The organism is Streptomyces lasiicapitis (genome assembly GCF_014646335.1).
GTDB classification, from domain to species: domain Bacteria; phylum Actinomycetota; class Actinomycetes; order Streptomycetales; family Streptomycetaceae; genus Streptomyces; species Streptomyces lasiicapitis.
This window is the reverse complement of sequence record NZ_BMNG01000023.1, coordinates 84180-108956: the sequence shown is the minus strand read 5'-3', so window position 1 is coordinate 108956 and position 24777 is coordinate 84180. Positions and strand designations below refer to the sequence as shown.

Sequence of the window (24777 nt, the reverse complement as noted above, 5' to 3'; positions counted from 1 at the left end):
GACCCTGTGGGAGAGTAGGACGCCGCCGAACTTAACTTGATAAAGCCGTATCCCCCGAGTTTCTACTCGGGGGATACGGCTTTTTTGTTTTTATGGTGGCTCGCCACCCCTCTGCACAGCCGTCTGACAACTGACGGTAAGGTCAGGGGGCATCATTGGCTCGTTTCCACACAGGAGGCCCCCGGGTGGAGGTCCAGGAGACCCGCGTCCAGACGGACCGGGTCCTCACCATCCCGAACATCCTCAGCATGGCGCGTCTCGTCGGCGTGCCCCTCTTCCTGTGGCTCATCCTCCGACCGGAGTTCGGCGGGCCGAAGAGCGACGGCTGGGCGCTGCTCGTGCTCGCGCTGAGCGGAGTCAGCGACTACCTCGACGGCAAGCTCGCGCGCCGGTGGAATCAGATCAGCAGCCTCGGCCGGCTCCTCGACCCGGCGGCCGACCGGCTCTATATTCTCTCCACGCTGGTCGGCCTGACCTGGCGCGAGATTCTGCCGCTCTGGCTGACCGCGGCGCTACTGCTGCGCGAGCTGGTTCTGCTGGTGATGGTCTGGATCCTCCGACGCCACGGCTATCCGCCGCCGCAGGTGAACTTCCTCGGCAAGGCCGCCACCTTCAACCTGATGTACGCATTTCCACTGCTACTGCTCAGTGACGGAACTGGCTGGATCCATACACTCGCTGCTATTTTCGGATGGGCGTTCGCCGGATGGGGTACAACGCTGTACTGGTGGGCAGGGATCCTCTATGTGGTTCAGGTCCGCCGACTTGTCAAGGCGGATGCCAAGGCCGATTGAGCGTGCCGATATGGCAGCTGTTGAGGCTCGAAGGCCCGTAACTGACTGAACGGGCCAATCCTGGCGGGCTGAGTCGGCAAGATCGTCGTCTATCAAGGAGGACGTTTCCGACATGAAGGCCGTCGTGATGGCCGGGGGCGAAGGCACACGCCTGCGCCCCATGACCTCCAGCATGCCCAAGCCGCTCCTACCGGTGGCCAATCGGCCGATCATGGAGCATGTGCTGCGTCTGCTGAAGAGGCATGGGCTCACCGAGACCGTAGTGACAGTCCAGTTCCTGGCGTCACTCGTCAAGAACTATTTCGGCGACGGTGAAGAGCTCGGAATGGAGCTCACGTATGCCAATGAGGAGAAGCCACTCGGCACCGCCGGTAGCGTGAAGAACGCCGAAGAGGCCCTGAAGGACGATGCCTTTGTCGTCATCTCCGGTGACGCCCTGACCGACTTCGACCTCACCGACCTGATCCGCTTTCACAAGGAGAAGGGCGCGCTTGTCACCGTCTGTCTGACACGCGTCCCCAATCCGCTGGAATTCGGCATCACCATCGTCGACGAAGAAGGCAAGGTCGAGCGCTTCCTGGAGAAGCCGACCTGGGGCCAGGTCTTTTCCGACACGGTGAACACGGGCATCTACGTCATGGAGCCCGAGGTCTTCGACTATGTCGAAGCCGATGTGCCCGTCGACTGGTCAGGCGATGTCTTCCCCCAGCTCATGAAGGAAGGCAAGCCCATCTACGGGTACGTCGCCGAGGGCTACTGGGAAGACGTCGGCACGCACGAGAGCTATGTGAAGGCCCAGGCAGACGTGCTGGAAGGCAAGGTCGAGGTCGAACTCGACGGCTTTGAAATCTCGCCCGGAGTGTGGGTCGCCGAAGGCGCCGAAGTGCATCCCGACGCCGTGCTCCGCGGACCGCTGTACGTCGGTGACTACGCCAAGATCGAAGCGGATGTCGAGATCCGTGAGCACACCGTCATCGGCTCGAACGTGGTCGTGAAGAGCGGGGCCTTCCTGCACAAGGCGGTTGTCCACGACAACGTCTACATCGGGCAGCACAGCAATTTGCGGGGCTGCGTCGTCGGCAAGAACACCGACATCATGCGGGCCGCCCGGATCGAGGACGGTGCTGTCATCGGCGACGAGTGCCTCGTCGGCGAAGAATCGATCATTCAGGGCAATGTGCGGGTCTATCCGTTCAAGACGATCGAGGCCGGCGCGTTCGTCAACACCTCGGTCATCTGGGAGTCTCGCGGGCAGGCGCACCTCTTCGGAGCGCGCGGTGTGTCCGGCATCCTGAACGTGGAGATCACACCGGAACTCGCCGTGCGCCTCGCCGGGGCGTACGCCACCACGCTCAAGAAGGGCTCGACCGTCACCACGGCGCGAGACCACTCCCGTGGCGCCCGGGCACTGAAGCGCGCGGTGATCTCCGCGCTCCAGGCCAGCGCCATCGACGTACGCGATCTGGAGAACGTGCCGCTGCCCGTCGCCCGACAGCAGACGGCGCGGGGCAGCGCCGGCGGCATCATGATCCGTACGACGACGGGGGTGCCGGACTCGGTCGACATCATGTTCTTCGACGGGAACGGAGCGGATCTCTCGCAGGCGAGCCAGCGCAAGCTCGACCGGGTCTACGCGCGGCAGGAGTACCGGCGAGCCTTTCCGGGGGAGATCGGTGACCTGCACTTCCCCTCCAGCGTCTTCGACTCCTACACCGGGTCGTTGCTGCGGAACGTCGACACGACCGGGATCGCCGAGTCGGAGCTCAAGGTCGTCGTCGACGCGTCCAACGGCAGCGCCGGGCTCGTACTGCCCAGCCTTCTCGGGAAGCTCGGGGTCGACGCGCTGACGATCAACCCCGGGCTCGACGAGTCGCGGCCCACCGAGTCGGCCGACGCGCGCCGGTCCGGGCTGATGCGCCTCGGAGAGATCGTGGCGTCGGCGCGGGCGGCCTTCGGGGTGCGCTTCGACCCTGTGGGCGAGCGTCTTTCGCTCGTCGACGAGAAGGGGCGGATCGTCGAGGACGATCGGGCCCTGCTGGTCATGCTCGATTTGGTGGCCGCGGAGCGGCGCAGCGGGCGGGTGGCGCTGCCGGTGACGACGACACGCATCGCCGAGCAGGTCGCCGCGTATCACGGCACTCAGGTGGACTGGACGACCACGTCGCCGGACGATCTGACGCGGGTGGGGCGCGGCGATTCGACGATCTTCGGCGGGGACGGGCGCGGCGGGTTCATCGTGCCGGAGTTCAGCAGCGTCTTCGACGGTACGGCTGCCTTCGTACGGCTCATCGGGCTCGTGGCGCGTACGCAGCTCACGCTGAGCCAGATCGACGCGCGGATTCCGCGTGCGCACGTGCAGCGGCGTGACCTGGCCACTCCGTGGGCCGTGAAGGGGCTCGTGATGCGGCATGTCGTGGAGGCCGCGGGCGACCGGTCCGTGGACACGACGGACGGCGTGCGGGTCGTGGAGGCCGACGGGCGGTGGGTGCTCGTGCTGCCCGACCCGGCTGAGGCCGTGACGCATCTGTGGGCGGAAGGGCCCGACGACGCGTCGGCCCAGGCGCTGCTCGACGAGTGGGCGGCCGTGGTGGACAGCGCCGGGCACTGATGGCGCAAATGTGCCGGACAGCACCCGTAAGTGGCGCTGTCCGGCACGTCGGTGGGGCCATTCGGAGGTAGCGCCCGCGACGTGCGACGATGTGCGGCATGCCGCAGCAGCCCCCCGATCGGAGCACCGTCACGCGCCCCCGGCGCCCGGACGCCTCCATGTCGCTGCTCACCACGGTCATGGACCACAGCCTCGACGAGGGGTATGCGGAAGCCGCCGCGCGCAAGAGGGAAACCGGCACAGGTGGAGTCCCCAAGACGCTGCGGGCCAAACTGGGGCTCGCGGTCGGTCTGGTGCTCGCCGCGCTCGTGGTGACCGTGGGCGCTGCGCAGGCGCGGATAGCGGCGCCGGAGCTGGCCAAGGAGCGCTCCGAGCTGATCGACCGGGTCGAGTCGGCGACGGCGGACGCGGACAAGCTCGAGGACGAGGTCGACGACCTTCGCGGTGATGTGAGCGCGCGCCAGCGGGCCGCGCTCAAGAAGCACGGCGGCGGCCAGGCCGAGTTGGTGTCGCTGCTGTCCGGCGCCACCGAGGTGCACGGGCCGGGCGTGAAGCTCGTGGTCGACGACAAGAAAGAAGCCGACCAGGGCGGCGGCGGTCCCCGGGAGAGCTCGGGGTTCTCCGACACCGGCCGGGTGCGCGACCGCGACATGCAGCGCGTCGTGAACGGCCTGTGGGAGTCGGGCGCCGAAGCCATCGCGATCAACGATCAGCGGCTCACCGCGCTGTCGGCGATCAGGGCGGCCGGTGACGCGATACTGGTCGACAACAAGCCGCTGGTGCCGCCGTATACGGTGCTCGCGGTGGGCGACGGCCAGAAGCTGAGCACCAGGTTCCAGAACAGCCGCGACGGCCAGTATCTGCATGCCCTGCACGAGAACTTCGGCATCCGGACCAGCATTTCCCCGGTGGACGACGTCCGGCTGCCGGCCGCGCCCAGTGTGACCGTACGTACAGCAGAGCCGAAGGCAGGAAAGGGCACAACGTGATCGCCGTACTGGGCCTCGTCGTGGGAGTCGTGGCCGGATTGCTGGTTCGGCCCGAAGTCCCGGCGGTGGTCGAGCCGTATCTCCCGATCGCCGTGGTGGCCGCGCTCGACGCGGTGTTCGGCGGTCTGCGCGCGATGCTCGACGGCATCTTCGACGACAAGGTCTTCGTGGTGTCGTTCCTGTCGAACGTGGTGGTGGCCGCACTCATCGTCTTCCTCGGCGACAAGCTGGGCGTGGGCGCCCAGCTCTCCACGGGCGTCGTCGTGGTCCTCGGCATCCGGATCTTCTCCAACGCCGCGGCGATCCGCCGCCATGTCTTCCGGGCGTGACACCGATGAATCCCATGAACCCCGGTGACGGGGGCGGTACGCCGGAGGACGGTCGGCGCAGGGAACTGCCCGCCGAGGTCCCGGCGACGCCCCGGACGCCCGACGACGGGGCGAAGGCCGAGCGGAGCGAGGAAAAGGCCGGGCTCGGCAAGGGCAAGTCCCTGACCGGCCGTCAACGGCTCGTCAAGGGGCTGTGGCCGCCGCGGCTGACCCGCGCTCAACTCATCGTCGCCCTGCTCCTGTTCGTCCTCGGCCTCGGACTCGCCATCCAGGTGCGGTCCACCAACGACAGCAGCGCGCTGCGCGGCGCACGTCAAGAAGATCTCGTACGCATCCTCGATGAACTGGATGACCGTACTCAGCGTCTGGAAGATGAGAAGCGGCGTCTGGAGGACCAGCGCACCGGTCTCGAGAGCAGCTCGGACCAGGCCGAGGAGGCCCGCAAGCAGACCGCCGAGAGGGAACGGCAACTCGGCATTCTCGCGGGCACCGTGGCGGCGCAGGGTCCTGGCATCACGCTGACGATCGACGACAAGAAGGGGACGGTGGAAGCTGACATGCTGCTCGACGCCATCCAGGAACTGCGCGCCGCCGGCGCGGAGGCCATCCAGGTGAATGACGTCAGGGTGGTGGCCAGTACCCACCTGTCGGATGCGACGGGGGGTGGTGTGCGCGTGGACGGCCGGAAGGTCGCGGCGCCCTACCGCTTCAAGGTGATCGGCAAGCCGCAGGACCTGGAACCGGCGCTGAACATCCCTGGCGGAGTGGTGCAGACTCTGGAGAAGGAGCAGGCCACGGTCACTGTCGCACGTACGGAGAAGATCGTCGTGGATGCCTTGCGACCGGCGAAGCAGCCTGACTACGCTCAGTCGTCCTCCCAGTGAGGCGGGGGCGCATGGGGGTCGCCGGTCCAGGGCATGAGGTTGCGGGGGGTCGGCGCACCGCAGACGGGGTGCGTGGTGGAAACTGTTTGGCGGCCACAGACGTTGTGAGGATGTCCGTGGTTTCGCTGTACGACGGTGTGTGCAATCAGGGTTCGTCCTGCCCCACGGGCGGGTCTGTTTCGGTCAAGGGGAATCGCCCGTGAAGTTGTTTGCGAAGTTGTTCGGCAAGAGCGCACGTGAAGACGCCCGTCATCGTGCGCCGCGCGCTGGAGACGTGCCCGAGACACAGGTGGGCGAGCGCCCGCTGTTCCGGGACCAGGTCGGTGGAGACATTTCGGGCGGACAGGGCGCGTCGTCTGTTGACCCTGCCACTTCCGGACGCATAGGTTTCGGGGAACCGTCAACCTCAAGTACGGGTGGAGGGTTTACGCCCGATCCGTACGCGTCCAATGCCCCTGGGGGGCAGCCGCGGCAGGAGGATCCGTCCATGTCGGCCCTGGTGTGTACGAGGTGCGGGAACCGCAACGCGCAGGCGAGCCGGTTCTGTTCCAACTGCGGTGCGCCGCTGCGGGCCGGAGCGGTCCCTGAGCGTCCGTCCGAAACCACTTCGACGATCTCCATCTCCGGTCTTGAGGCCTACGACGCCGAGGTCACGGGGCAGACGCCGTCTCCGGCGCTCTCGCCCGAGGCCCAGGCGGCCGTCGACGCGCTGCCGCTCGGCTCGGCGCTCCTCGTGGTGCGGCGCGGTCCGAACTCGGGCAGCCGCTTCCTCCTGGACGGCGAACTGACGACGGCGGGGCGCCACCCGCAGAGCGACATCTTCCTGGACGACGTGACCGTGTCGCGCCGCCACGTGGAGTTCCGTCGCCTCGGGGACGGCTCCTTCACCGTCGCCGACGTGGGCAGCCTCAACGGCACGTATGTGAACCGGGAGCGGATCGACTCCGTCGCCCTGTCCAACGGTGACGAGGTGCAGATCGGCAAGTACCGGCTGGTCTTCTACGCGAGCCAGCGGGGCATCTGACCCGTCAGGAAGGTCCATGCTGCACACACAGAGGGGCGGTGCCGGAAGCGGCACCGCCGCCGCGGACCATCGGCTGATGAGCATCGGCACCGTGCTGAACGTGCTGCGTGACGAGTTTCCCGAGGTCACGATCTCCAAGATCAGGTTCTTGGAGTCCGAGGGGCTCATCGAGCCGCAGCGCACGCCGTCCGGCTATCGCAAGTTCAGCCCGGAGGACGTCGAGCGGCTAGCCCAGGTCCTGCGGATGCAGCGCGACCACTACCTGCCGCTCAAGGTGATCCGCGAGCAGCTGGACGCCTCGCAGGGCGGGGAGGCTCCCGCCCTGCCCCTGCCCGGACAGCAGACCGAGTCGCCGGCCGACGGCGAGCCCGTCGACGCCGACGAGGAACGCACGGCGGCACGTCTGGGGCGGGACGCCCTGCTGGCCGCCGCCGAGGCCGACGAGCGCCAGCTCGCCGAGTGGGAGACGTACGGCCTGGTCACACCCCAGGCGGACGGCAGCTACGACGCGGACGCGGTGACGGTCGCCGCCCTCGTGGTCGAACTCGGACGATTCGGTATCGAACCCCGCCATCTGCGGGCCATGAAAGCGGCCGCCGACCGCGAGGCGGGGCTCGTCGACCAGGTCGTCGCGCCGCTGCGCAGGCACCGCAATCCGCAGACCAGGACCCATGCGGAGGCCCGCACGAGGGAGCTCGCGGGGCTCACGGGCAGGCTGCACGCGGCGCTCGTGCACAGTGCGCTGGGCGTCCGGGTGCGCTGACTCGATGGGTGCCCGACTACCCAAACCGGCCGGGCACGTCCTAGGGTTGCTGTGTGAACGAGCTCGACGTCGTAGGTGTCCGGGTCGAAATGCCCTCCAACCAGCCGATCGTGCTCCTGCGTGAAGTGGGAGGCGACCGGTACCTCCCCATCTGGATCGGACCAGGGGAGGCGACCGCCATCGCCTTCGCACAGCAGGGCATGGCGCCCGCACGGCCGCTGACGCACGACCTGTTCAAGGACGTGCTGGAGGCCGTGGGCCAGGAGCTCACCGAAGTACGCATCACCGACCTGAGGGAAGGCGTGTTCTACGCCGAGCTGGTCTTCGCCAGCGGGGTCGAGGTGAGCGCGCGCCCGTCCGACGCCATAGCGCTGGCGCTGCGCACCGGAACGCCGATCTTCGGCAGCGACGGGGTGCTCGACGACGCCGGGATCGCCATTCCGGACGAGCAGGAGGACGAGGTGGAGAAGTTCCGCGAGTTCCTCGACCAGATCTCGCCCGAGGACTTCGGCACCAACAGCCAGTGAGCCGCAGCCCGTGAGCCGCTGCGTGCCGGGCTCGAGGCCCGCAGTGAGCTAGTGGCCAGTGAGTCGCCGTCGGCCGTCCGCCGGCAGTCAGTGTTCGCCGTCGTTCAGCCGGTGAGCCCCTTCCGGGAGGCCGTCCCCGGATCATTCGGCTAGCCTTTCCCCGCAGCGTGGGAGGGGAAACCACTCGCAGGGTGATTATCACTCGGCGTGCCGAGTGTGGCGTTCGTTGACGAGCCCCTGGTGACTGCCTACCGTCGAGGAGGCAGGTCAAGGACGGAGGTCGGCGTGAGAAGCAGCGGCGACGGCACAGCGGTGGGCGGTCCGTACCCGCTTCACAGCAGCTCGGCCGATCACTCTCCGAAGCGCCCGGTGGCAGTGCCCGGCGACACCTCCGGACCGGAAGGTCAGGCGGAGGGTCCCGAGCAGGACCGGGTCGGATATCGGGGGCCCACGGCGTGCGCGGCCGCGGGCATTACGTACCGCCAATTGGACTACTGGGCGCGGACCGGGCTCGTCGAGCCCAGCGTGCGCGCGGCCGGTGGGTCCGGGACACAGCGGCTCTACAGCTTCCGTGACGTGGTCGTTCTGAAGATCGTGAAGCGGTTCCTCGACACCGGGGTCTCGCTGCAGAACATCCGCACCACGGTGCAGCACCTGCGGGACAGCGGTTTCCGGGATCTTGAGCGCACGACGCTGATGAGCGACGGAGCGACGGTCTACGAATGCACCTCGCCCAACGAGGTGCACGATCTGCTCCAGGGCGGGCAGGGGGTCTTCGGGATCGCCGTGGGCGTCGTCTGGCGTGACGTGGAGGCCGCGTTGTCGCAGCTCCACGGGGAGCGGATCGACACGGGGGAGACCTTGGTGGGGAACCATCCCGGCGACGAGCTGGCGAGACGGCGCAACCGGGCTGTCTGAGCCGCGCGACGGCGCGGCGGACGGCCGCGCTGAGGCCGGTGGTGTGACCTGCGGGTCTACCGGTGGCGGCAGGGGATTGTCAGTGGCTTAGGGCAGCATCGGAGATGTGAGAACCGCGCCGACGATTCTGCATCTCGACATGGATGCCTTTTACGCGTCCGCCGAGCAGGCGGCGAAGCCGAGCCTGCGCGGAAAAGCCGTGATCGTCGGCGGGCTCGGGCCGCGTGGAGTGGTGGCCACGGCCTCGTACGAGGCGCGTCGATTCGGGGTGCATTCGGCGATGCCCATGGGGCAGGCGCGACGCCTCGCACCGAACGCCGCGTATCTGGTGCCGCGATTCTCGTTCTACCGGGAGATCAGCGAGCAGGTGATGCGGCTGTTGCGGGAGCTTTCGCCGCTGGTGGAGCCGCTGAGCCTGGACGAGGCCTTCGTGGACCTGGAGGCGGGCGGCGTCGCGGACGACGAGGCGTCGGCGCGGGCCGTGGGGGAGCGGCTGCGGGCGGACATCCTGCGGGGCACGGGGCTGAGCGGGTCGGTGGGGCTCGCCGCGTCCAAGATGCTGGCGAAGATCGCCTCCGAGCAGGCCAAACCGGACGGCCTGCTGCTCATAAGACCCGGCACGGAGCGGGAGCTGCTCGGGCCCATGTCCGTGCGGACGCTGCCCGGCGTGGGGCCCGCGACCGGGGACCACCTGCGGCGGGCCGGGATCACCACCGTCGAGGAGCTCGCCGAGGCCGGCGAGGACGAGCTGGTGCGTCTCCTGGGAAAGGCCCACGGAGGGGCGCTGTACGCGATGGCGCTGGCGCGGGACGAGCGGCCCGTGGTGGCCGAGCGGGACACCAAGTCGGTGAGCGTCGAGGACACGTACGACGTGGACATCCACGACCGGGTGCGGGTCCGGATGGAGGTGGCGCGGCTGGCCGACCGGTGCGTGCAGCGGTTGCGGGCCGCGGGGCACTCGGGGCGGACGATCGTGCTGAAGGTGCGGCGGTTCGACTTCTCCACGCTGACGCGGTCCGAGACGCTGCGGGGGCCCACGGACGACCCCGGGGTGGTGCGGGAGGCGGCCGCGCGGCTGCTCGAGTCCGTGGACACGACGGGTGGGGTGCGGCTGCTGGGCGTGGGGGTCAGCGGGCTTGCGGACTACACGCAGGAGGACTTGTTCGCGCAGGCGCAGGCGCAGGCTGACGCCGATGCTCGGGCGGAGGTGGCGTCTGGAGTCGCGGGGGATGGCGGTGTCGCGGGGGACGGCGATGGGGTGGCGCCCGAGGGGGCTGTGGACGAGGGTGCGCGCGAGGGCGAGACCGGGAGCGGGGAGCCCGTTGCGTCGGCCGAGCGCCGGTGGCATGCGGGGCACGACGTGCGGCACGCGGTGTTCGGGGCGGGGTGGGTGCAGGGGAGCGGCGTGGGGCGGGTGACCGTGCGGTTCGAGACGCCGGGGTCGGCGCCGGGGCGGGTGCGGACGTTCCGTACGGACGATCCGGAGCTGGAGGCGGCGGAGCCGGTGCCGCTGGTGGAGGCCGTGGCCACGGTGGCGGCGGTTGCCACGGCAGCGGCGGAGGGGGTTGTGGAGGGCGTCTCACCTGGGGTGGAGGGTGGCGTGAGAGGCGCGGAGGCGGTGGTCGTGGCTGGTGGGGAGGCTGTCGTGCCTCTGCCTTCTGCGGGGGCGTCCGGCGGGCAGGGCAAGGGGCCGTCCGGCGGGTAGGCGGAGGGGGCGGGCGGGCACGGCTGAGGGCTTGGACGGGCGGGCGGCCGGGCGTGCCGTCGGGCGTGCGGCGGGCAGCGGTTCCAGGGGCACGTGGGCGGGCCGTGCAGTCGGCTCACGCATCAGAAAAGGGCCCCCCAAGTCGGGCCGGGCGGCGGGCAGCGGTTCCCGGAACACATGGGCGCCGTGCAGCCCGACTCGCGCATCAGGAGAGGCTGTCTCGAGCCCCGCTCACGTATCCGAGGAATTTGCCGTGTGGCCGAAGTCCACGTCCGGGGGCGGGGGTGGTGGGGCCAGGTCCAGGCCGTAGTGGCGGTAGAGCTGGAGTTCCTGTTCCGGGGACAGGTGGCGGCCCACGCCGAAGTCGGGGGCGTCCTTGATCAAGGAGCGTTCGAAGGGGACGCGCAGGGTGCCGTCCTTGACCAGTTCGGTGGGCTCCAGGGGTACGAAGGCATCCCTGCTGAACAGGCCCGTCCGTATCGCGGCCCACTCCGGGGCGCCGGTGGCGTCGTCGAGATAGACCTCGTCGACCGTGCCGATCTTGGCTCCGTTGCGGTCGAACGCCTTGCGGCCGATCAGGTTGCGCGGATCGATGTCGGTCTGCACGGGCCCTCCAACTGGTCGGAAGCCGTTCGTACTCGTCCAGCTCATCCAGATTTCACTCGTAATCACTACGAAAGAGCACATCGGGGCAGGCGGCCACTCGAGGGATCGGGCGCGGTCCTCGCTGGTAGGCTGGCAGACGGCTGTTGACCCCGTGCGGGAGAGCTCTTCGGTGGAAACGCCGGAGGCGCCGAAGGAGCAACTCCTCCCCGGAATCTCTCAGGCTCATGTACCGCACGGACGAGGTCACTCTGGAAAGCAGGGCGGGCGTCGGGCGGGCACGTTCGGAACCCTTCCTCACCGACGGTGAAAGCAGTGCTGCCCCCGGGCGGCGCTGTGAAGCTCTCAGGTTGAGATGACAGAGGGGGAGGCCGTCCGGGTACCCGCGCCGTGGTGCCCCTCGCAGGTCGTGTAAGACCAGGAGGCCTCCGCAATGACCGCCACCCCTCGTACTCCGCTCTCGCAGCTAGAGCAGGGCATCCCCTTCGAACAGCGGCACATCGGACCCGATGCAGAAGCCCGCGCCAAGATGCTCGCCCAGGTCGGGTACGGCTCCTTGGACGAGCTCACGGCCGCCGCGGTGCCGGATGTGATCAAGAACGCCGACGCCCTCGAGCTGCCCGGTGCGCGCACGGAGGCCGAGGTGCTCGCCGAGCTGCGTTCCCTCGCCGACCGCAACCAGGTCCTCGACTCGATGATCGGCCTCGGGTACTACGGCACGTTCACGCCGCCCGTGATCCTGCGGAACGTGATGGAGAACCCGGCCTGGTACACGGCGTACACGCCCTACCAGCCGGAGATCTCGCAGGGCCGCCTCGAAGCGCTCCTGAACTTCCAGACCGTCGTCGCCGACCTCACCGGACTGCCGACCTCCGGCGCCTCGCTGCTCGACGAGGGCACCGCCGCCGCCGAGGCCATGGCGCTCTCCCGGCGCATGGGCAAGGTCAAGGACGGTGTCTACCTGATCGACGCCGACGTACTGCCGCAGACCATCGCCGTGATCCAGACCCGCGCCGAGCCGACCGGCGTCGAGATCGTCGTCGCGGACCTGAGCGACGGCATCCCGGCCGACATCGCCGAGCGCGGTGTGGTCGGCGTGCTGCTCCAGTACCCGGGCGCCTCCGGAGCCGTACGCGACATCAAGCCGCTGATCGACCGGGCGCACGAGCTCGGAGCAATCGTTTCTGTGGCCGCCGACCTGCTGGCGCTCACGCTGCTCACCTCGCCCGGTGAGCTCGGCGCGGACATCGCCGTCGGCACCACGCAGCGCTTCGGCGTGCCCATGGGCTTCGGCGGCCCGCACGCCGGCTACATGGCGGTGCGCGAGAAGTTCGCCCGCAGCCTTCCCGGCCGCCTCGTCGGCGTGTCCGTCGACGCCGACGGCAACAAGGCCTACCGGCTCGCGCTGCAGACCCGTGAGCAGCACATCCGCCGCGAGAAGGCGACCAGCAACATCTGTACCGCGCAGGTGCTGCTCGCCGTCATGGCCGGGATGTACGCCGTCTACCACGGGCCCGAGGGCCTCAAGGCGATCGCCCGGCGCACCCACCGGTACGCGACGATCCTCGCCGCGGGCCTCAAGGCCGGGGGCGTCGAGGTCGTGCACGAGGGGTACTTCGACACGCTGACCGTGCGCGTGCCCGGCAAGGCCGCCGACGTCGTGACCGCGGCCCGCGAGGGCGGCGTCAACCTCCACCTCGTCGACGCCGACCAGGTGTCGTTCGCGTGCGACGAGACCACCACGCGGGCGCAACTGGCCGCCGTGTGGACGGCGTTCGGCATCGAGGCCGACGTGGAGGCGCTCGACGCGTCCGTCGCGGACACCCTGCCCGCCGGGCTGCTGCGTACCGACGAGTTCCTGGCGCACCCCGTCTTCCACCAGTACCGCTCCGAGACCGCGATGCTGCGCTACCTGCGCCGCCTCTCCGACCGTGACTACGCGCTCGACCGCGGCATGATCCCGCTGGGCTCCTGCACCATGAAGCTCAACGCGACCACGGAGATGGAGCCGGTCACCTGGCCCGAGTTCGGCCAGCTGCACCCCTTCGCGCCCGCCCAGCAGGCGCAGGGCTATCTGACGCTGATCCGTGAGCTGGAGGAGCGGCTCGCCGAGGTCACCGGCTACGACAAGGTGTCGCTGCAGCCCAACGCCGGTTCGCAGGGCGAGCTCGCCGGGCTGCTCGCGGTGCGCGGCTACCACCGCGCCAACGGCGACGACCAGCGCACCGTGTGCCTGATCCCGTCCTCCGCGCACGGCACCAACGCCGCCAGCGCCGTGATGGCCGGGATGAAGGTCGTCGTCGTGAAGACCGCGGACGACGGCGAGATCGACGTCGAGGACCTGCGCGCCAAGATCGAGCAGTACCGCGAGCAGCTCGCCGTCCTGATGATCACGTACCCGTCGACGCACGGCGTCTTCGAGGAGCACGTCGCCGACATCTGCGCGCAGGTGCACGAGGCCGGCGGCCAGGTCTACGTGGACGGCGCCAACCTCAACGCCCTGGTGGGCCTCGCCAAGCCGGGCCACTTCGGCGGCGACGTCTCGCACCTGAACCTGCACAAGACCTTCTGCATCCCGCACGGCGGCGGCGGACCCGGCGTCGGCCCGGTGGCCGTGCGCGGGCACCTCGCGCCGTACCTGCCCAACCACCCGCTGCAGCCCGCCGCGGGACCCGAGACGGGCGTCGGGCCCATCTCCGCGGCGCCGTGGGGCTCGGCCGGCATCCTGCCGATCTCCTGGGCGTACGTCCGCCTCATGGGCGGCGAGGGCCTCAAGCGGGCCACGCAGGTCGCCGTGCTCTCGGCGAACTACATCGCCAAGCGCCTTGAGCCGCACTTCCCGGTGCTCTACACCGGCCCCGGCGGGCTCGTGGCGCACGAGTGCATCATCGATCTGCGCCCGCTGAGCAAGTCCACAGGCGTCAGTGTCGATGACATCGCCAAGCGGCTCATCGACTACGGCTTCCACGCGCCGACCATGTCCTTCCCGGTCGCCGGCACGCTGATGATCGAGCCGACGGAGAGCGAGAACCTGGACGAGCTGGACCGTTTCTGCGAGGCGATGATCGCCATTCGCGGCGAGATCGAGAAGGTCGCGAGCGGCGCCTGGTCCGCCGACGACAACCCGCTGCGGAACGCCCCGCACACCGCCGCCGCGCTCGGCGGCGACTGGGAGCACGGCTACAGCCGCGAGGAGGCCGTCTTCCCGGCCGGTGTGGTGGCGGCGGACAAGTACTGGCCGCCGGTGCGCCGCATCGACCAGGCGTACGGGGACCGGAACCTGGTCTGCTCCTGCCCGCCGCTGGATGCGTACGAGGACTGATATCGCGGCAGCATGCGTGAAGCCGGCACCGATCGTGGGGTGCCGGCGGACATGAGTCAGGGCCGGTTCGGACAGTGCGTCCGGGCCGGCCCTTGGATTCGTGGTGGACGGCTCAGGCGGCCGTCATCACCTGGGTGGCGCCAAGCGGTCGGTGCGGGGCGATGATCTCCCCGTTCGGCAGCAGCTCACCGGTGTCCTCGAAGAGCAGGACGCCGTTGCACAGCAGGCTCCAGCCCTGTTCCGGGTGGTGTGCCACGAGGAACGCGGCTTCCCGGTCGGCGGATTCGGCTGTCGGACACGGTGGCTGGTGCTGGCACATGGATGGGTTCTTTCGCTGGGTCGTGATCGTGGTGAAGTCTGTTCCGCGGCTCGATGCGTTGGTCATGGCCGCTCCCCCGTTTTCGTCGGTCCGGTCCAGTGTTGCCCCACGAGCTCGATTCCGCAGGGATTTTGCTGCAGCGGTTCCTACTGCTTAATGACGTATCACCCGCCCGGACGGTTCAGCCCAACTTCCCTGTCCCTTCGGGTGGTTCGTGATGGCCGAAGTGGACTAGTCCGGATGGGCCCCGCGCGTCGGACACGGTCGTGCCCCGCGGCCCGGGCGGGGCGGCGGGGCACGAGAAGGCCGGGGTGGCCGAGGGGCCGGGTCAGGCGGGCGAGCCCAGGAGCGGTGCCGGGCTCAGGCGGTGGGTGAGCACGGGCAGCAGGTCGGCGGCGCGGTGCGGGCGGTGGGCCGCGATGCCGGGGGGTGCGGGGGCGAGCGGCACCAGGAGGTCGGCGGGGGCGAGCGCGCCGCTCGCGCCGTCGTCGGCGCAGTCGGCGTGCAGCCACAGCGTGAGCATGTAGAGCTCCGGCACCGAGAGGAGCCGGGGCTGATAGGCCTTGGGCATGGCCTCGGCGTGGCGCAGGGCCAGCTCGGAGGAGGTGATGTACGGGCCCTCGCAGAAGTGCGAGAAGGCCCAGCCGTCCGGGGTGAGCATGGTGTCCGCGGCCGCCACGGCGCCCTCGTCGCAGCGGATCAGGAAGCGCCAGCCGGTGAGCCTGGTCGGGGACGTGCCCGCCGCCGTGACGTGGTCCAACTCATGGACGGGCAGCGGCAGCTCCGGGCTCATGGGTCCCTGGGCGGCGCGCAGGGACGGGGTGCGGGACTCACGGACGGCGGTCGGGGAACCGAGGGCCGCGAGGACGCTGCGCAGGGCGGGCGCTGGAGCCGGGGGGACATGCAGGGGCATGGTGGGTCGCCTCTCTCATTCGACAGGCACAGTGGAGCGGGGGCAGGTGCGGACGGCGCTGTCAGCTCTGGGCCAGAGGGGCGGGGGCAGGGGGACCGCGAGCGCCAACTCTCTGCCTCAACCGCGGAGTTTATACGACCCGTGTTCAGGGGGTGTTTCAGCTAGCCGCTTCCCATATGACGGGCAAGTCGCTATTCGGTCGCCGTCCTGGGAGGTTTCTCCCGATTCCGGATCGCCTTCCGGGCGGTGGCCTCGGTATTTCCCGCGGCCGCGGTCGGCTGATTCTCGTCGGTTTTTTTCACCACAACCCCGGGACCGGAAACTGCGCCTTCCCTCATGCCCGGTGAATGTGCCGCGCGGCAACTCCGCCAAGGGTACTGCGCCATGGTCCGCGGCGGGGCGTTATGGATCACATCGGCTGGGCATCATCCCCCGTACACAGCGGCCGGGTCACCGGCAGCCCATCTGAGGAGGGAAGCTTCGATGGGGGAGAAGGTCGTGGCAGGAACGTTCGACCTGTCCGATCGCCACCAGTACCGGATCAAGCTCCGGCAGTGCCTGGACGGGCTCGGCCGGCTCCTCGAGGAGCAGCGCTTCGACCGGCCCAAGAATCTGATGGGACTGGAGATAGAGCTGAATCTGGCGGGGCCCGACGGCATGCCGAGAATGATGAATGCGGAAGTTCTCGAGCGTATCGCGAGCCGTGATTTCCAGACCGAGCTCGGAATGTTCAATCTGGAAGTGAACATTGCTCCGCACCGCTTGGGCGGACGCGTTCTCGACCGGCTTGCCGAAGAGCTGCGCACGGGCCTCGCCTATGCCCACCGGAAAGCGAACGAGGTGGACGCGGGCATCGTGATGATCGGCATTCTGCCGACGCTCTCGCGCCAGGACCTGGTCTCCGCGAACCTCTCCGACGTCGACCGCTACGTGCTGCTCAACGACCAGATCGTGGCGGCCCGCGGCGAGAGCTTCGCGCTCGACATCGAGGGCGTGGAACGCCTGACCTGCACGTTCGGGTCGATCGCGCCCGAGGCGGCGTGCACGTCCGTGCAACTGCACCTCCAGGTCACGCCGGGGAAGTTCGCCGACGTGTGGAACGCGGCGCAGTCCGTCGCCGCCGCGCAGGTCGCGGTGGGCGCCAACGCGCCGTTCCTGTTCGGTCGCGAGCTGTGGCGCGAGTCCCGTCCGCCGCTGTTCCTGCAGTCCACGGACACCCGGCCGCCCGAGCTGCAGGCGCAGGGGGTGCGGCCGCGCACCTGGTTCGGGGAGCGGTGGATCTCCAACGCGTACGAGCTCTTCGAGGAGAACCTGCGGTACTTCCCGGCCCTGATCCCGCTGTGCGAGGACGAGGACCCGCTGCGCGTGCTCGACGCGGGCGGTGTGCCGCAGCTCGCCGAACTCGCCCTGCACAACGGCACGGTGTACCGCTGGAACCGTCCGGTGTACGGCATCGCCGACGGCGTACCGCATCTGCGCGTGGAGAACCGGGTGCTGCCCGCCGGGCCCACGGTGACCGATGTGATCGCCAACGTGGCCTTCTACTACGGCGTGGTGCGGGCGCTGGCCGAGGAGGCGCGGCCGGTGTGGTCGCGGCTGCCGTTCGAGGCGGCGGCCCGCAACTTCGACACCGCCTGCCGCTACGGCATCGACGCGCGCCTGGAGTGGCCGCGGCACGGGCGCTACGGCGGCATGACGCAGATCGCGGTCGTCGACCTCGTACGGGACGAACTGCTGCCGCTGGCCGCGGCCGGGCTCGACGCGTGGGGCGTGGAGCCGGCCGACCGGGACCTGTATCTCGGCGTGATCGAGGAGCGGTGCCGCAGGCGGGTCAACGGGGCCTCCTGGCAGGCGGCCACCTATCACCGTGCCCTTGAGCGGGGTATGGAGCGCGATGCGGCGCTCGCGGCGACCACGCGGCGCTACTGCGAGCTGATGCACGAGGGGGAGCCGGTGCACACGTGGCCGGTGGGGCTGCCGGAACCGGCTCTGCCGCTGGGGTAGACGCTGTTCCTACTGCTGTGTGCCCGCCTGCATGATCGCCTTCAGGATCACCGAGTGGATCTGGGCCGGGTCGTCGACCTCGTGGCCGGAGCCGCCCGTGGCGCGGGCGATCTGGTCGACCTCCCGCTCGTCGGCGTCCGGGCCGACCGCGATCGCGATGATCGGCAGCGGCTTCTCGGGGTCGGCCAGGGCGCGCAGGCGGGAGACGAGTTCGGTGCGCGTGATGCTGCCGGGGTCCTGGTTGACGCCGTCGGTGAGCAGGACGAGGGTGTTGAACCTGCCCTTCACGTAGCCCTTGCGTGCCTTCTCGTACGCGGCCAGCGTCGTGTCGTACAGACCCGTGGCCCCTCCCGGCACCGGCCGCAGCGCACCGAAGGCCTTGGTGAGGCGGTCGCGCTGGGTGCCGTCGCCCCGGCGGTCGCCCAGGCGGCCGGTGGGCACCAGCTCGCGGTAGTCGCGCGCGCCGTCCAGGCGGGTGGCGAACTCCCACAGGCCGATCTCGTCCTCGTCCGTGAAGCCCGAGAGGGCTTGCAGCAGCGCGGCCTTGGTGACGTCCATGCGGGACTCGCCGCGCCCCGGCACGATCTGTCGCATGGAGTCGGACGCGTCGACGACCGTGATGAACCGCGCGCTCTGCACGGTGATGGTCCACAGGCCGAGGGTCTCCTGCACCTCCTTGTCGGAGGGTGTGTCGCCGGGCTCCTGCGCGTACGGCTGCGGTGTGCGGCCGCCCGCCGTCGTGACGAGTGCGGCCGACGGCTTCGAACCGTCCGTGCGGAACCCGTGCTTCTGCAGGATGCGCCGGCCCGTGTCGTCGCTGAACAGCGTCATGAAGCGCAGCGCGGCCCGGCTCTGGTCGGTGGAGAGGTCGTTCTCGCGGATCAGCGTGTAGGGGTAGTCGAGGGCCGGTGAGCCGTCCTCGGGGTAGAAGAGGTCGAGCGCGTGCTCCTCGTCCTCCGCCGCGTTGTGCGCGAACGACGCCTGCTCGGAGAGGATCAGCGCCTGGTTGCGGCGCGGGTTGCCGCTCTCGGCGCCGGAGGCGTCGCGGGCCAGGGTGTCCAGGAGCCTGCTGTCGTTGTCGGACGTGCGCGACGCCAGTGCCTTGGCCGTCGCGGCGGCCCGGGTGTCGGCGTCCTTGGATCCTGACTTGCGCGCCGAGGCGCCGAGTTTGGTCAGGGCGAGCAGGCCGCTCGCGCTGCGCGCCGGGTCGGCCGCGCCCAGGCGCAGCTTGTCGCCGTCGGCCGCCGCGCCCGCCAACTCGGCCCAGGTGTACGTCTTCCGGGGCCAGCCGAGCTTTTCGGCGGCGGACCCCACCATGCCCACGCCGATCGGCGACGACGCGATGTTGCCCGCGGGCGACACCTGCGACCGCCCGCCGCCGAGCCCGGCGCGCTGCACCCACAGGCCCGAGTCGGGCACCCACACGTCGTACTCCGGCTTCTCGCCGTCCCGGCGGAGCTCGTCGGCGACCTTGTACGGCTCCCGCGCGGCGACGCGGATGTCCATGCAGTGGCCGTCCGAGGTGACGTCCTTCTCGCGTACGTGGGCGGCGGCGTCGCGCAGGGCCGGGGCCACGGCGGGCGCGGCGACGACGTCCAGGCGCACCGCGTCGTCGCGGCAGTCGTCACCGAAGGGCAGGAATCCGGCGCGGACCGCGACCGCCGTGCCCGCCGCGACGCACAGGACGAGCGCCGTGGCGAGGGCGACGGTGCGCCCGCGCCCGCGTGGTCGCGGGTCGGCTGCTCCCGTCCTGCGCCCATCAGGCAAGCTGTGACGTCCCATGGCGGTGCTGCCCTCCCCGTGTGAACAAGGAACGAACAAGGATGAACACGGACAAGGGGGGCGGCACGCCACGGTCGGCGTCCGTCCCCCTCGGCCTGTCGCGCACGTGGTTCGTAAGTTCTTTCGAGACCCTAGCGGCACGGGGACGGGGATGAGGCGGGATTACTCAACTGGAGGCAGGAGTGCAAGCGGAGCCGGGGCCAATGGCCGGTTCTTTTCCTGAGGCGGGGCTCTCGCGACGGTTCCTGCGGGACGAGACGGTGCTCGTCCTGGCGCTCTCGCTGGGCGCGAGCGGAGTGTCCGCGCTGATCAGCTTCATCGGCTCGGTCACCAGGCCGGGCGGTCTGAAGGATCAGGCGGCGACCCTCAACTCGTCCGCCGCGCCGGGGCGTCCATGGCTCGATCTCGCGTGGCAGCTGTTCGGCATCACGACCGCCCTGGTGCCGGTGGCGCTGGTCGCGCACTTCCTGCTGCGCGAGGGCTCGGGGCTGCGGGCCATCGGCTTCGACCGGAGCCGGCCGTGGCCGGACCTGGGCCGGGGCACGGCGATCGCCGCGGTCATCGGTTCGACCGGCATCGCCTTCTACCTGGCGGCGCGCGGGCTCGGCTTCAACCTCACGGTGGTGCCGGAGGACCTGCCCGACGTGTGGTGGAAGTACCCGGTCCTGGTGCTCTCCGCGCTGCAGAACTCCGTCCTCGAGGAGGTGATCGTCGTCGGCTATCTGCTGCGCAGGCTGGACCAGTTGGGGTGGTCGCCGATGGCGGGGCTCGTCGGGAGTTCGGTGCTGCGCGGGTCGTACCACCTGTATCAGGGCATCGGCGGGTTCGTCGGCAACATGGCGATGGGCGTGGTGTTCGTGCTTCTGTACCGGCGGTGGGGGCGGGTCGGGCCGCTCGTGGTCGCCCACTCCCTCTTGGACATCGGGGCGTTCGTGGGTTACGCGCTGCTCGCGGGGAAGGTGGGGTGGCTGCCTACGGCGTGACGCCCGACCGGGCGCCACGCCGACAGGGCGCGCCACCTGGATTTACGCCAGCAGGTCGCCCTCGATGACCGTGACGGCGCGGCCGGTCAGCAGCGTGCGGTCGCCGCGGAGATCCGTACGTACGAGGCCCGAGCGCGCCGAGGCCTGCAGTCCTGTCAGTTCGGTGCGGCCGAGGCGCCCGCTCCAGAACGGGGCGAGCGCGGTGTGCGCGCTGCCCGTCACCGGGTCCTCGTCGATGCCGACGCGCGGGAAGAAGCCGCGCGAGACGAAGTCGTAGCCCCGGGCGGGGTCTTCGGCGGGCGCGGTCGCGATCACGCCGCGCTCGGAGTACTGGGCGAGTGCCCGGTGGTCCGGGGTGAGCGCGCGCACCGTCTTCTCGTCGGGCAGCTCGACCAGCAGGTCGCCCAGGTGCGGGCCCGTGTCGTAGGCGGCGAGCGGCTGGGCGCCGAGGGCCTCGACCGCCGCGGCCGGGAGCTCGGCCGGGGTGAGCGGGGCGGTCGGGAAGTCGAGCGTGAGGTCGCCGTTGTCGTGGGCCGTGGCGACGAGCACGCCCGCGCGGGTGGCGAAGCGCACCGGGCCGGTGGCCGCGCCGGTGGTGTGCAGGACGTGCGCGGTGGCCAGCGTGGCGTGGCCGCACAGATCGACCTCGGTGGCGGGCGTGAACCAGCGCAGCGCCCAGTCCGCGGCGCCGCCTTCGGGCAGCGGGTGCGCGAAGGCGGTCTCGGCGTGATTCACCTCCGTGGCCACGTGCTGGAGCCAGGTGTCGTCCGGGAAGGCGTCGAGGAGTACGACACCGGCCGGGTTACCGGTGAAGGGGCGCTCGGCGAAGGCGTCGACGATGCGGAGGCGTGTGCGCGGGTGGGTGGTCATGGGGCGACGGTAGGTAGCCACTGGGTCATCTCGCCAAGGCCAATTCCGCGTGACTGGACTTTCTCGATGAGCAACAGGCTGATTTTGGCCATGGTCTGCCCCGCCGCATCAGTGGCTGTACGCAAGCCCTCGCGCCCCGGTGGCCTGCCTGCCGGGGCCGACCGGTGTGCGGTCTGTGTTTCTGGCATCCGTGAGTGATACAAGAAGGTGGTTCTGATCGGCGTGGTGGTTGACCCGAGCCGCAGCCCTGGGCTTCGGTCAACTGCCCGGTCCCATAAGGAAAGTGATGGCATGATACGTCCGTTACGCGCTCTCGGCTTGGTTGTCCTCCTCGCGGGCATGACCCTCACCGCGGCCCCGTCCGCAGGCGCCGCCCCGGCGCCGGCCCCCGCCAAGAGCGAGCAGTCGCTCACGCCGATCGGCGGCGGCACAGGGATCATCTTCCGGCTGAAGCCGACGCCCGAGGAGCCCACGAGCTACAACGTCTGCACTCTCACCGCGGTCGGCCGCGACGCGGCGGGCAACCTGGTCGGCCTCACCAACGCCCACTGCTTCATCGACGAGCAGGGCAACAAGTTGGTCGGCGAGGAGGTCTACCGGGACATCTCACCGGCGGGCACGGCCGCCGCCCCGGCCGACCTCAACGCCAGCCGCCCCGACCTGGAGACGGGTTCCATCGGCAAGGTCACGTACGTCAGTACGCCCAACAACCTGCTCAACACCGGGCCCAAGGGTCTGGACTACGCGGTGATCAAGCTGGACGAGAGTCGGGTCGCCCCCACCAGCACCGTCGGTTCGGTGACCATCACGTCGATCGGGGCGCCGCCCGCCACCGGGACCCGGATGTGCAAGCAGGGTCACCGGACCGGCCTCACCTGCGGTATCAGACTGGGCACCAACGGGATCTGGTTCACCCACCTCATCTGGACCAACGGCGGTGACTCCGGTTCCCCCGTCGTGCACGGCCAGACCCTGGTCGGCAACGCGTGGGGCGCCCAGCACGGTTCGTCGATCCTGAGCATCATCGACGAGATGAACGCCAACGGCGGAGTCGGCGCCGGCTTCCACCTCGCGAACTGACGCCACTCCGGAACCACTCCGGAACCACTCCGGAAATCCCCTGCGCGCCCTGGCCTCGTGCCAGGGCGCGCTGCCGTACCGGGCGGCGGCCATGGCGACGTTTCCGGCCGTGGGGTTGCCATCCGAACAGTGCCGATATATCGTTGACGCATCGCGACTGATCAATGATGTCGCGGGCGATCCTCGGCGGAACGAGGAGCACGGGAAACGACGAAAGGGATGATTGACATGCGTTCCCACGGTTTTGAACACGAGCACAGGCACGGTCACGGACGCGGGCGCGGCCCGTACGGGCCCGGTCGCGAGGAGCGGGGCGGTTTCGAGGGGCGGCGCGCGGCGTTCGGACCCTTCGGGCCCGGCTTCGGCGGCGGCGGTCCTTGGGGCGGCGGTCGCGGTGGCCGGGGCGGTCCCCGGGGCAGGGCGCGGCGCGGTGACGTACGCGCATCGATCCTGGCCCTCCTGAAGGACCGGCCGATGCACGGCTACGAGATGATCCAGGAGATCGCCGAGCGCAGCGGCGGGGCGTGGAAGCCCAGCCCCGGCTCGGTCTACCCGACCCTCCAGCTCCTGGAGGACGAGGGGCTGATCACCAGCGAGAGCGAGGGCGGCAAGAAGCTCTTCTCGCTCACCGAGTCCGGCCGCGAGGCGGCGGAGGAGGGTCCGGACGCGCCCTGGGAAGAGGCCGGGCGCGGGGTCGACTGGGAGGCGCTGACCGAGATCCGGCAGGCCGGCTTCGGCCTGATGGAGGCGTTCGGCCAGGTCTGGAAGACCGGCTCCAAGGAGCAGCGCGAGAAGGCGCTCACGGTCATCAACGACGCCCGCAAGAAGCTGTACCTGATCCTCGCCGATGAGGACTGAGGTGGTGCGGGCCCGCCGCCCGCGCCGCCGGTGAGGCGCCCCGCGTGAGATGCGCGGGGCGCCTTGCTGGCGTATGCGGGGCCGCTTTGTCGCGTACGAAACTCAGGTCACCAGCGCCCCCAGCTTGCGCAGCGACTCGTTCATGGCCGCCGTCGCCGAGTCCTTGAGCTTGCCCGCCATGAGCGACACCGCGGCGCCGGTGAACTCGCCGTTCGTGCGGATCGTCGTCGCCCCGCCGTCGGGTTCGAGCGTGTAGCGGGTGCTGACGTCGACGCCCATCGGGCCCTTGCCCTTGATCGCGAACGTGCGGGCGGTCTCCAGCTCCACGATCGTCCAGGCGACCTCGGCCGGGAAGCCCATCAGCTTCATGTTCTCCGTGAAGGTGCCGCCCACTTCGAGCGTCGCGGGGCCGCCCTTAGGGAAGCTGGTGTGGGTGGAGCTCCACTGCGCGTAGGAGGAGAAGTCCGTGAGTTGCGCCCACACCTTCTCCGCCGGTGCCTCGATGCGTGCCTCCGCGCTGACTTCGGCCAATGCGACCACCCCTTCTCGTCGGGTGCTGCGGCGGGCGCAGCCACGGTGTCGCGGAACGTATCCCCGGGCCCGGGAACATTCAATACTGATGGACCGTCAGATCTGGCCGGGCGGGTAGGGTTGGCTTCTTTGTCCGGAGCTCAGAAAGGCCCTCGATGCCCCTGCCAGTGCACTCCGCCGTCGTGGAACGGCTGCGTGCGGCGGGCTGTGTGTTCGCCGAGGAGGAGGCGGACCTGCTGCTCGCCGCGGCGACGGGAACGGACGAGCTGGACGCCATGGTGGTGCGGCGCGCGAGCGGGCTGCCGCTGGAACACGTCGTCGGGTGGGCGGAGTTCGGAGGGCTGCGGATCGCCGTGGACCCGGGTGTGTTCGTGCCGCGCCGCCGCACCGAGTTCCTGGTCCGCGAGGCCGCCTCGCTCGCCGGACCCGGCGCCGTGGTCGTCGACCTGTGCTGCGGGTCGGGCGCCCTTGGCGCCGCCCTCGCCGCCTCGCTCGGCCGGGTCGAGCTGCACGCGGCCGACATCGACCCGGCGGCGGTGGCCTGCGCGCGCCGCAATGTCCGCGCCGCGGAGGGTCATGCCTACGAAGGCGATCTGTACGCGGCCCTGCCCGAGGGACTTCTGGGCCGCGTCGACGTGCTCCTCGCGAACGTTCCGTACGTTCCGTCGGACGAGGTCGCGCTGCTGCCCGCCGAGGCCCGCGAGCACGAGGCGCGGGTGGCGCTCGACGGGGGGTCGGACGGGCTCGACGTGCTGCGGCGGGTGACCGCGGACGCGCCGCGGTGGCTCGCGCCGGGGGGACGGCTGCTTTTCGAGACGAGCGAGCGTCAGGTGCCCGCGGCGGTCGCGGCTGTGACGGCCGCGGGGCTCGTGCCGCGGGTCGTGACGGACGAGGAGCTGTACGCGACCGTGGTGGTGGGGGCGCGGCGCGGGGCGTAGGCGGGTTCGGTACGCGCCGTGGGGCGTACGTGG

22 protein-coding genes and 1 riboswitch are annotated in these 24777 nt (G+C 70.1%); of the genes, 16 read left to right on the top strand and 6 right to left on the bottom strand.

The genetic code is table 11. The features are described from left to right. Positions 1-185 precede the first annotated feature (185 nt). The 10 genes from clsA to IEY91_RS38000 all read left to right on the top strand — a co-directional run bounded on the left by clsA (position 186) and on the right by IEY91_RS38000 (position 10541). Positions 186-794 carry a cardiolipin synthase ClsA gene (clsA, locus tag IEY91_RS38045; RefSeq protein WP_164326512.1) on the top strand — a complete coding sequence of 203 codons (609 nt, stop codon included), beginning with the start codon at positions 186-188 and terminating at the stop codon, positions 792-794. Between the two features lie 112 nt (positions 795-906). Continuing rightward, positions 907-3402: a mannose-1-phosphate guanyltransferase gene (locus IEY91_RS38040; protein ID WP_164326513.1), complete on the top strand. Its 2496-nt coding sequence runs from the start codon at positions 907-909 to the stop codon at positions 3400-3402. An 89-nt stretch (positions 3403-3491) separates the two neighbouring features. Continuing rightward, positions 3492-4391, top strand: a complete 900-nt coding sequence (locus IEY91_RS38035; protein ID WP_164326514.1) for a DUF881 domain-containing protein — start codon at positions 3492-3494, stop codon at positions 4389-4391. Continuing rightward, positions 4388-4720: a small basic family protein gene (locus tag IEY91_RS38030; protein ID WP_003988855.1), complete on the top strand. Its 333-nt coding sequence runs from the start codon at positions 4388-4390 to the stop codon at positions 4718-4720. Before IEY91_RS38035 ends, IEY91_RS38030 begins: the two co-directional genes overlap by 4 nt. A 5-nt stretch (positions 4721-4725) precedes the next feature. Further along, positions 4726-5604: a DUF881 domain-containing protein gene (locus IEY91_RS38025; protein ID WP_189177414.1), complete on the top strand. Its 879-nt coding sequence runs from the start codon at positions 4726-4728 to the stop codon at positions 5602-5604. 82 nt (positions 5605-5686) lie between these two features. Next, entirely contained in the window at positions 5687-6628 is a 942-nt protein-coding gene (locus IEY91_RS38020) for an FHA domain-containing protein (RefSeq protein ID WP_164328705.1), read from the top strand. Between the two features lie 16 nt (positions 6629-6644). Beyond that, a complete protein-coding gene (gene ftsR / locus IEY91_RS38015; protein WP_189177405.1) occupies positions 6645-7391 on the top strand; it encodes a transcriptional regulator FtsR in 747 nt (248 codons plus the stop codon). A 53-nt stretch (positions 7392-7444) separates the two neighbouring features. Continuing rightward, positions 7445-7918, top strand: coding sequence for a bifunctional nuclease family protein (locus IEY91_RS38010; protein ID WP_005475662.1), 474 nt, complete (start codon positions 7445-7447; stop codon positions 7916-7918). Positions 7919-8203: 285 nt separating this feature from the next. Beyond that, positions 8204-8836, top strand: a complete 633-nt coding sequence (locus IEY91_RS38005; RefSeq protein ID WP_164326516.1) for a MerR family transcriptional regulator — start codon at positions 8204-8206, stop codon at positions 8834-8836. 106 nt (positions 8837-8942) lie between these two features. Next, a complete protein-coding gene (locus IEY91_RS38000; protein ID WP_189177404.1) occupies positions 8943-10541 on the top strand; it encodes a DNA polymerase IV in 1599 nt (532 codons plus the stop codon). 231 nt (positions 10542-10772) lie between these two features. Here IEY91_RS38000 and IEY91_RS37995 read toward each other — a convergent pair whose 3' ends face one another. After that, positions 10773-11147 carry a PRC-barrel domain-containing protein gene (locus IEY91_RS37995; RefSeq protein WP_189177403.1) on the bottom strand — a complete coding sequence of 125 codons (375 nt, stop codon included), beginning with the start codon at positions 11145-11147 and terminating at the stop codon, positions 10773-10775. A 144-nt stretch (positions 11148-11291) separates the two neighbouring features. Next, a riboswitch (glycine riboswitch) is annotated at positions 11292-11389 on the top strand. A 188-nt stretch (positions 11390-11577) separates the two neighbouring features. Here IEY91_RS37995 and gcvP point away from each other — a divergent pair. Next, positions 11578-14466 carry an aminomethyl-transferring glycine dehydrogenase gene (gene gcvP / locus IEY91_RS37990; RefSeq protein ID WP_164326519.1) on the top strand — a complete coding sequence of 963 codons (2889 nt, stop codon included), beginning with the start codon at positions 11578-11580 and terminating at the stop codon, positions 14464-14466. Positions 14467-14578: 112 nt separating this feature from the next. Here the strand turns inward: gcvP and IEY91_RS37985 are convergent, their stop codons facing one another. Then, positions 14579-14785 (bottom strand): DUF5999 family protein, encoded by a 207-nt coding sequence (locus IEY91_RS37985; protein ID WP_164326520.1) that lies wholly within the window; start codon positions 14783-14785, stop codon positions 14579-14581. Positions 14786-15113: 328 nt separating this feature from the next. After that, positions 15114-15698: a hypothetical protein gene (locus IEY91_RS37980; RefSeq protein WP_164326521.1), complete on the bottom strand. Its 585-nt coding sequence runs from the start codon at positions 15696-15698 to the stop codon at positions 15114-15116. 483 nt (positions 15699-16181) lie between these two features. Here IEY91_RS37980 and IEY91_RS37975 point away from each other — a divergent pair, with 483 nt between their 5' ends. Further along, on the top strand, positions 16182-17702 hold the full coding sequence (locus tag IEY91_RS37975) for a glutamate-cysteine ligase family protein (protein ID WP_164326522.1): 1521 nt from the start codon (positions 16182-16184) through the stop codon (positions 17700-17702). A gap of 9 nt (positions 17703-17711) precedes the next feature. On the opposite strand, the gene IEY91_RS37970 is transcribed toward IEY91_RS37975, so the two are convergent. Beyond that, on the bottom strand, positions 17712-19484 hold the full coding sequence (locus IEY91_RS37970; RefSeq protein WP_189177401.1) for a substrate-binding domain-containing protein: 1773 nt from the start codon (positions 19482-19484) through the stop codon (positions 17712-17714). Between the two features lie 182 nt (positions 19485-19666). Between IEY91_RS37970 and IEY91_RS37965 the strand changes: the two genes are divergently transcribed. Beyond that, positions 19667-20467, top strand: coding sequence for a CPBP family intramembrane glutamic endopeptidase (locus tag IEY91_RS37965; protein ID WP_164326524.1), 801 nt, complete (start codon positions 19667-19669; stop codon positions 20465-20467). Positions 20468-20509: 42 nt separating this feature from the next. On the opposite strand, the gene IEY91_RS37960 is transcribed toward IEY91_RS37965, so the two are convergent. Next, the gene (locus IEY91_RS37960) at positions 20510-21337 is read right to left on the bottom strand and encodes a PhzF family phenazine biosynthesis protein (protein ID WP_189177400.1); all 828 of its coding nucleotides are present in this window, start codon (positions 21335-21337) and stop codon (positions 20510-20512) included. 291 nt (positions 21338-21628) lie between these two features. Between IEY91_RS37960 and IEY91_RS37955 the strand changes: the two genes are divergently transcribed. Further along, the gene (locus tag IEY91_RS37955) at positions 21629-22417 is read left to right on the top strand and encodes a trypsin-like peptidase domain-containing protein (protein WP_189177399.1); all 789 of its coding nucleotides are present in this window, start codon (positions 21629-21631) and stop codon (positions 22415-22417) included. A 228-nt stretch (positions 22418-22645) separates the two neighbouring features. Beyond that, positions 22646-23275, top strand: coding sequence for a PadR family transcriptional regulator (locus IEY91_RS37950; protein WP_164326527.1), 630 nt, complete (start codon positions 22646-22648; stop codon positions 23273-23275). A gap of 102 nt (positions 23276-23377) precedes the next feature. On the opposite strand, the gene IEY91_RS37945 is transcribed toward IEY91_RS37950, so the two are convergent. Continuing rightward, on the bottom strand, positions 23378-23806 hold the full coding sequence (locus tag IEY91_RS37945) for a type II toxin-antitoxin system Rv0910 family toxin (protein WP_189177398.1): 429 nt from the start codon (positions 23804-23806) through the stop codon (positions 23378-23380). Between the two features lie 155 nt (positions 23807-23961). Here IEY91_RS37945 and IEY91_RS37940 point away from each other — a divergent pair, with 155 nt between their 5' ends. Next, positions 23962-24744: a putative protein N(5)-glutamine methyltransferase gene (locus IEY91_RS37940; protein WP_189177397.1), complete on the top strand. Its 783-nt coding sequence runs from the start codon at positions 23962-23964 to the stop codon at positions 24742-24744. Positions 24745-24777 lie beyond the last annotated feature (33 nt).

What these genes read in the sequence shown, in the direction of transcription:
- IEY91_RS37955 (WP_189177399.1), top strand. Translation starts at nt 21,629, where the DNA reads ATGATACGTCCGTTACGCGCTCTCGGCTTGGTTGTCCTCCTCGCGGGC.
- IEY91_RS37960 (WP_189177400.1), bottom strand. Translation starts at nt 21,337, where the DNA reads ATGACCACCCACCCGCGCACACGCCTCCGCATCGTCGACGCCTTCGCC.
- ftsR (WP_189177405.1), top strand. Translation starts at nt 6,645, where the DNA reads ATGCTGCACACACAGAGGGGCGGTGCCGGAAGCGGCACCGCCGCCGCG.
- IEY91_RS37985 (WP_164326520.1), bottom strand. Translation starts at nt 14,785, where the DNA reads ATGTGCCAGCACCAGCCACCGTGTCCGACAGCCGAATCCGCCGACCGG.
- IEY91_RS37980 (WP_164326521.1), bottom strand. Translation starts at nt 15,698, where the DNA reads ATGCCCCTGCATGTCCCCCCGGCTCCAGCGCCCGCCCTGCGCAGCGTC.
- IEY91_RS38040 (WP_164326513.1), top strand. Translation starts at nt 907, where the DNA reads ATGAAGGCCGTCGTGATGGCCGGGGGCGAAGGCACACGCCTGCGCCCC.
- IEY91_RS37975 (WP_164326522.1), top strand. Translation starts at nt 16,182, where the DNA reads ATGGGGGAGAAGGTCGTGGCAGGAACGTTCGACCTGTCCGATCGCCAC.
- IEY91_RS37950 (WP_164326527.1), top strand. Translation starts at nt 22,646, where the DNA reads ATGCGTTCCCACGGTTTTGAACACGAGCACAGGCACGGTCACGGACGC.
- IEY91_RS37940 (WP_189177397.1), top strand. Translation starts at nt 23,962, where the DNA reads ATGCCCCTGCCAGTGCACTCCGCCGTCGTGGAACGGCTGCGTGCGGCG.
- IEY91_RS38025 (WP_189177414.1), top strand. Translation starts at nt 4,726, where the DNA reads ATGAATCCCATGAACCCCGGTGACGGGGGCGGTACGCCGGAGGACGGT.
- IEY91_RS37970 (WP_189177401.1), bottom strand. Translation starts at nt 19,484, where the DNA reads ATGGGACGTCACAGCTTGCCTGATGGGCGCAGGACGGGAGCAGCCGAC.
- gcvP (WP_164326519.1), top strand. Translation starts at nt 11,578, where the DNA reads ATGACCGCCACCCCTCGTACTCCGCTCTCGCAGCTAGAGCAGGGCATC.
- IEY91_RS38035 (WP_164326514.1), top strand. Translation starts at nt 3,492, where the DNA reads ATGTGCGGCATGCCGCAGCAGCCCCCCGATCGGAGCACCGTCACGCGC.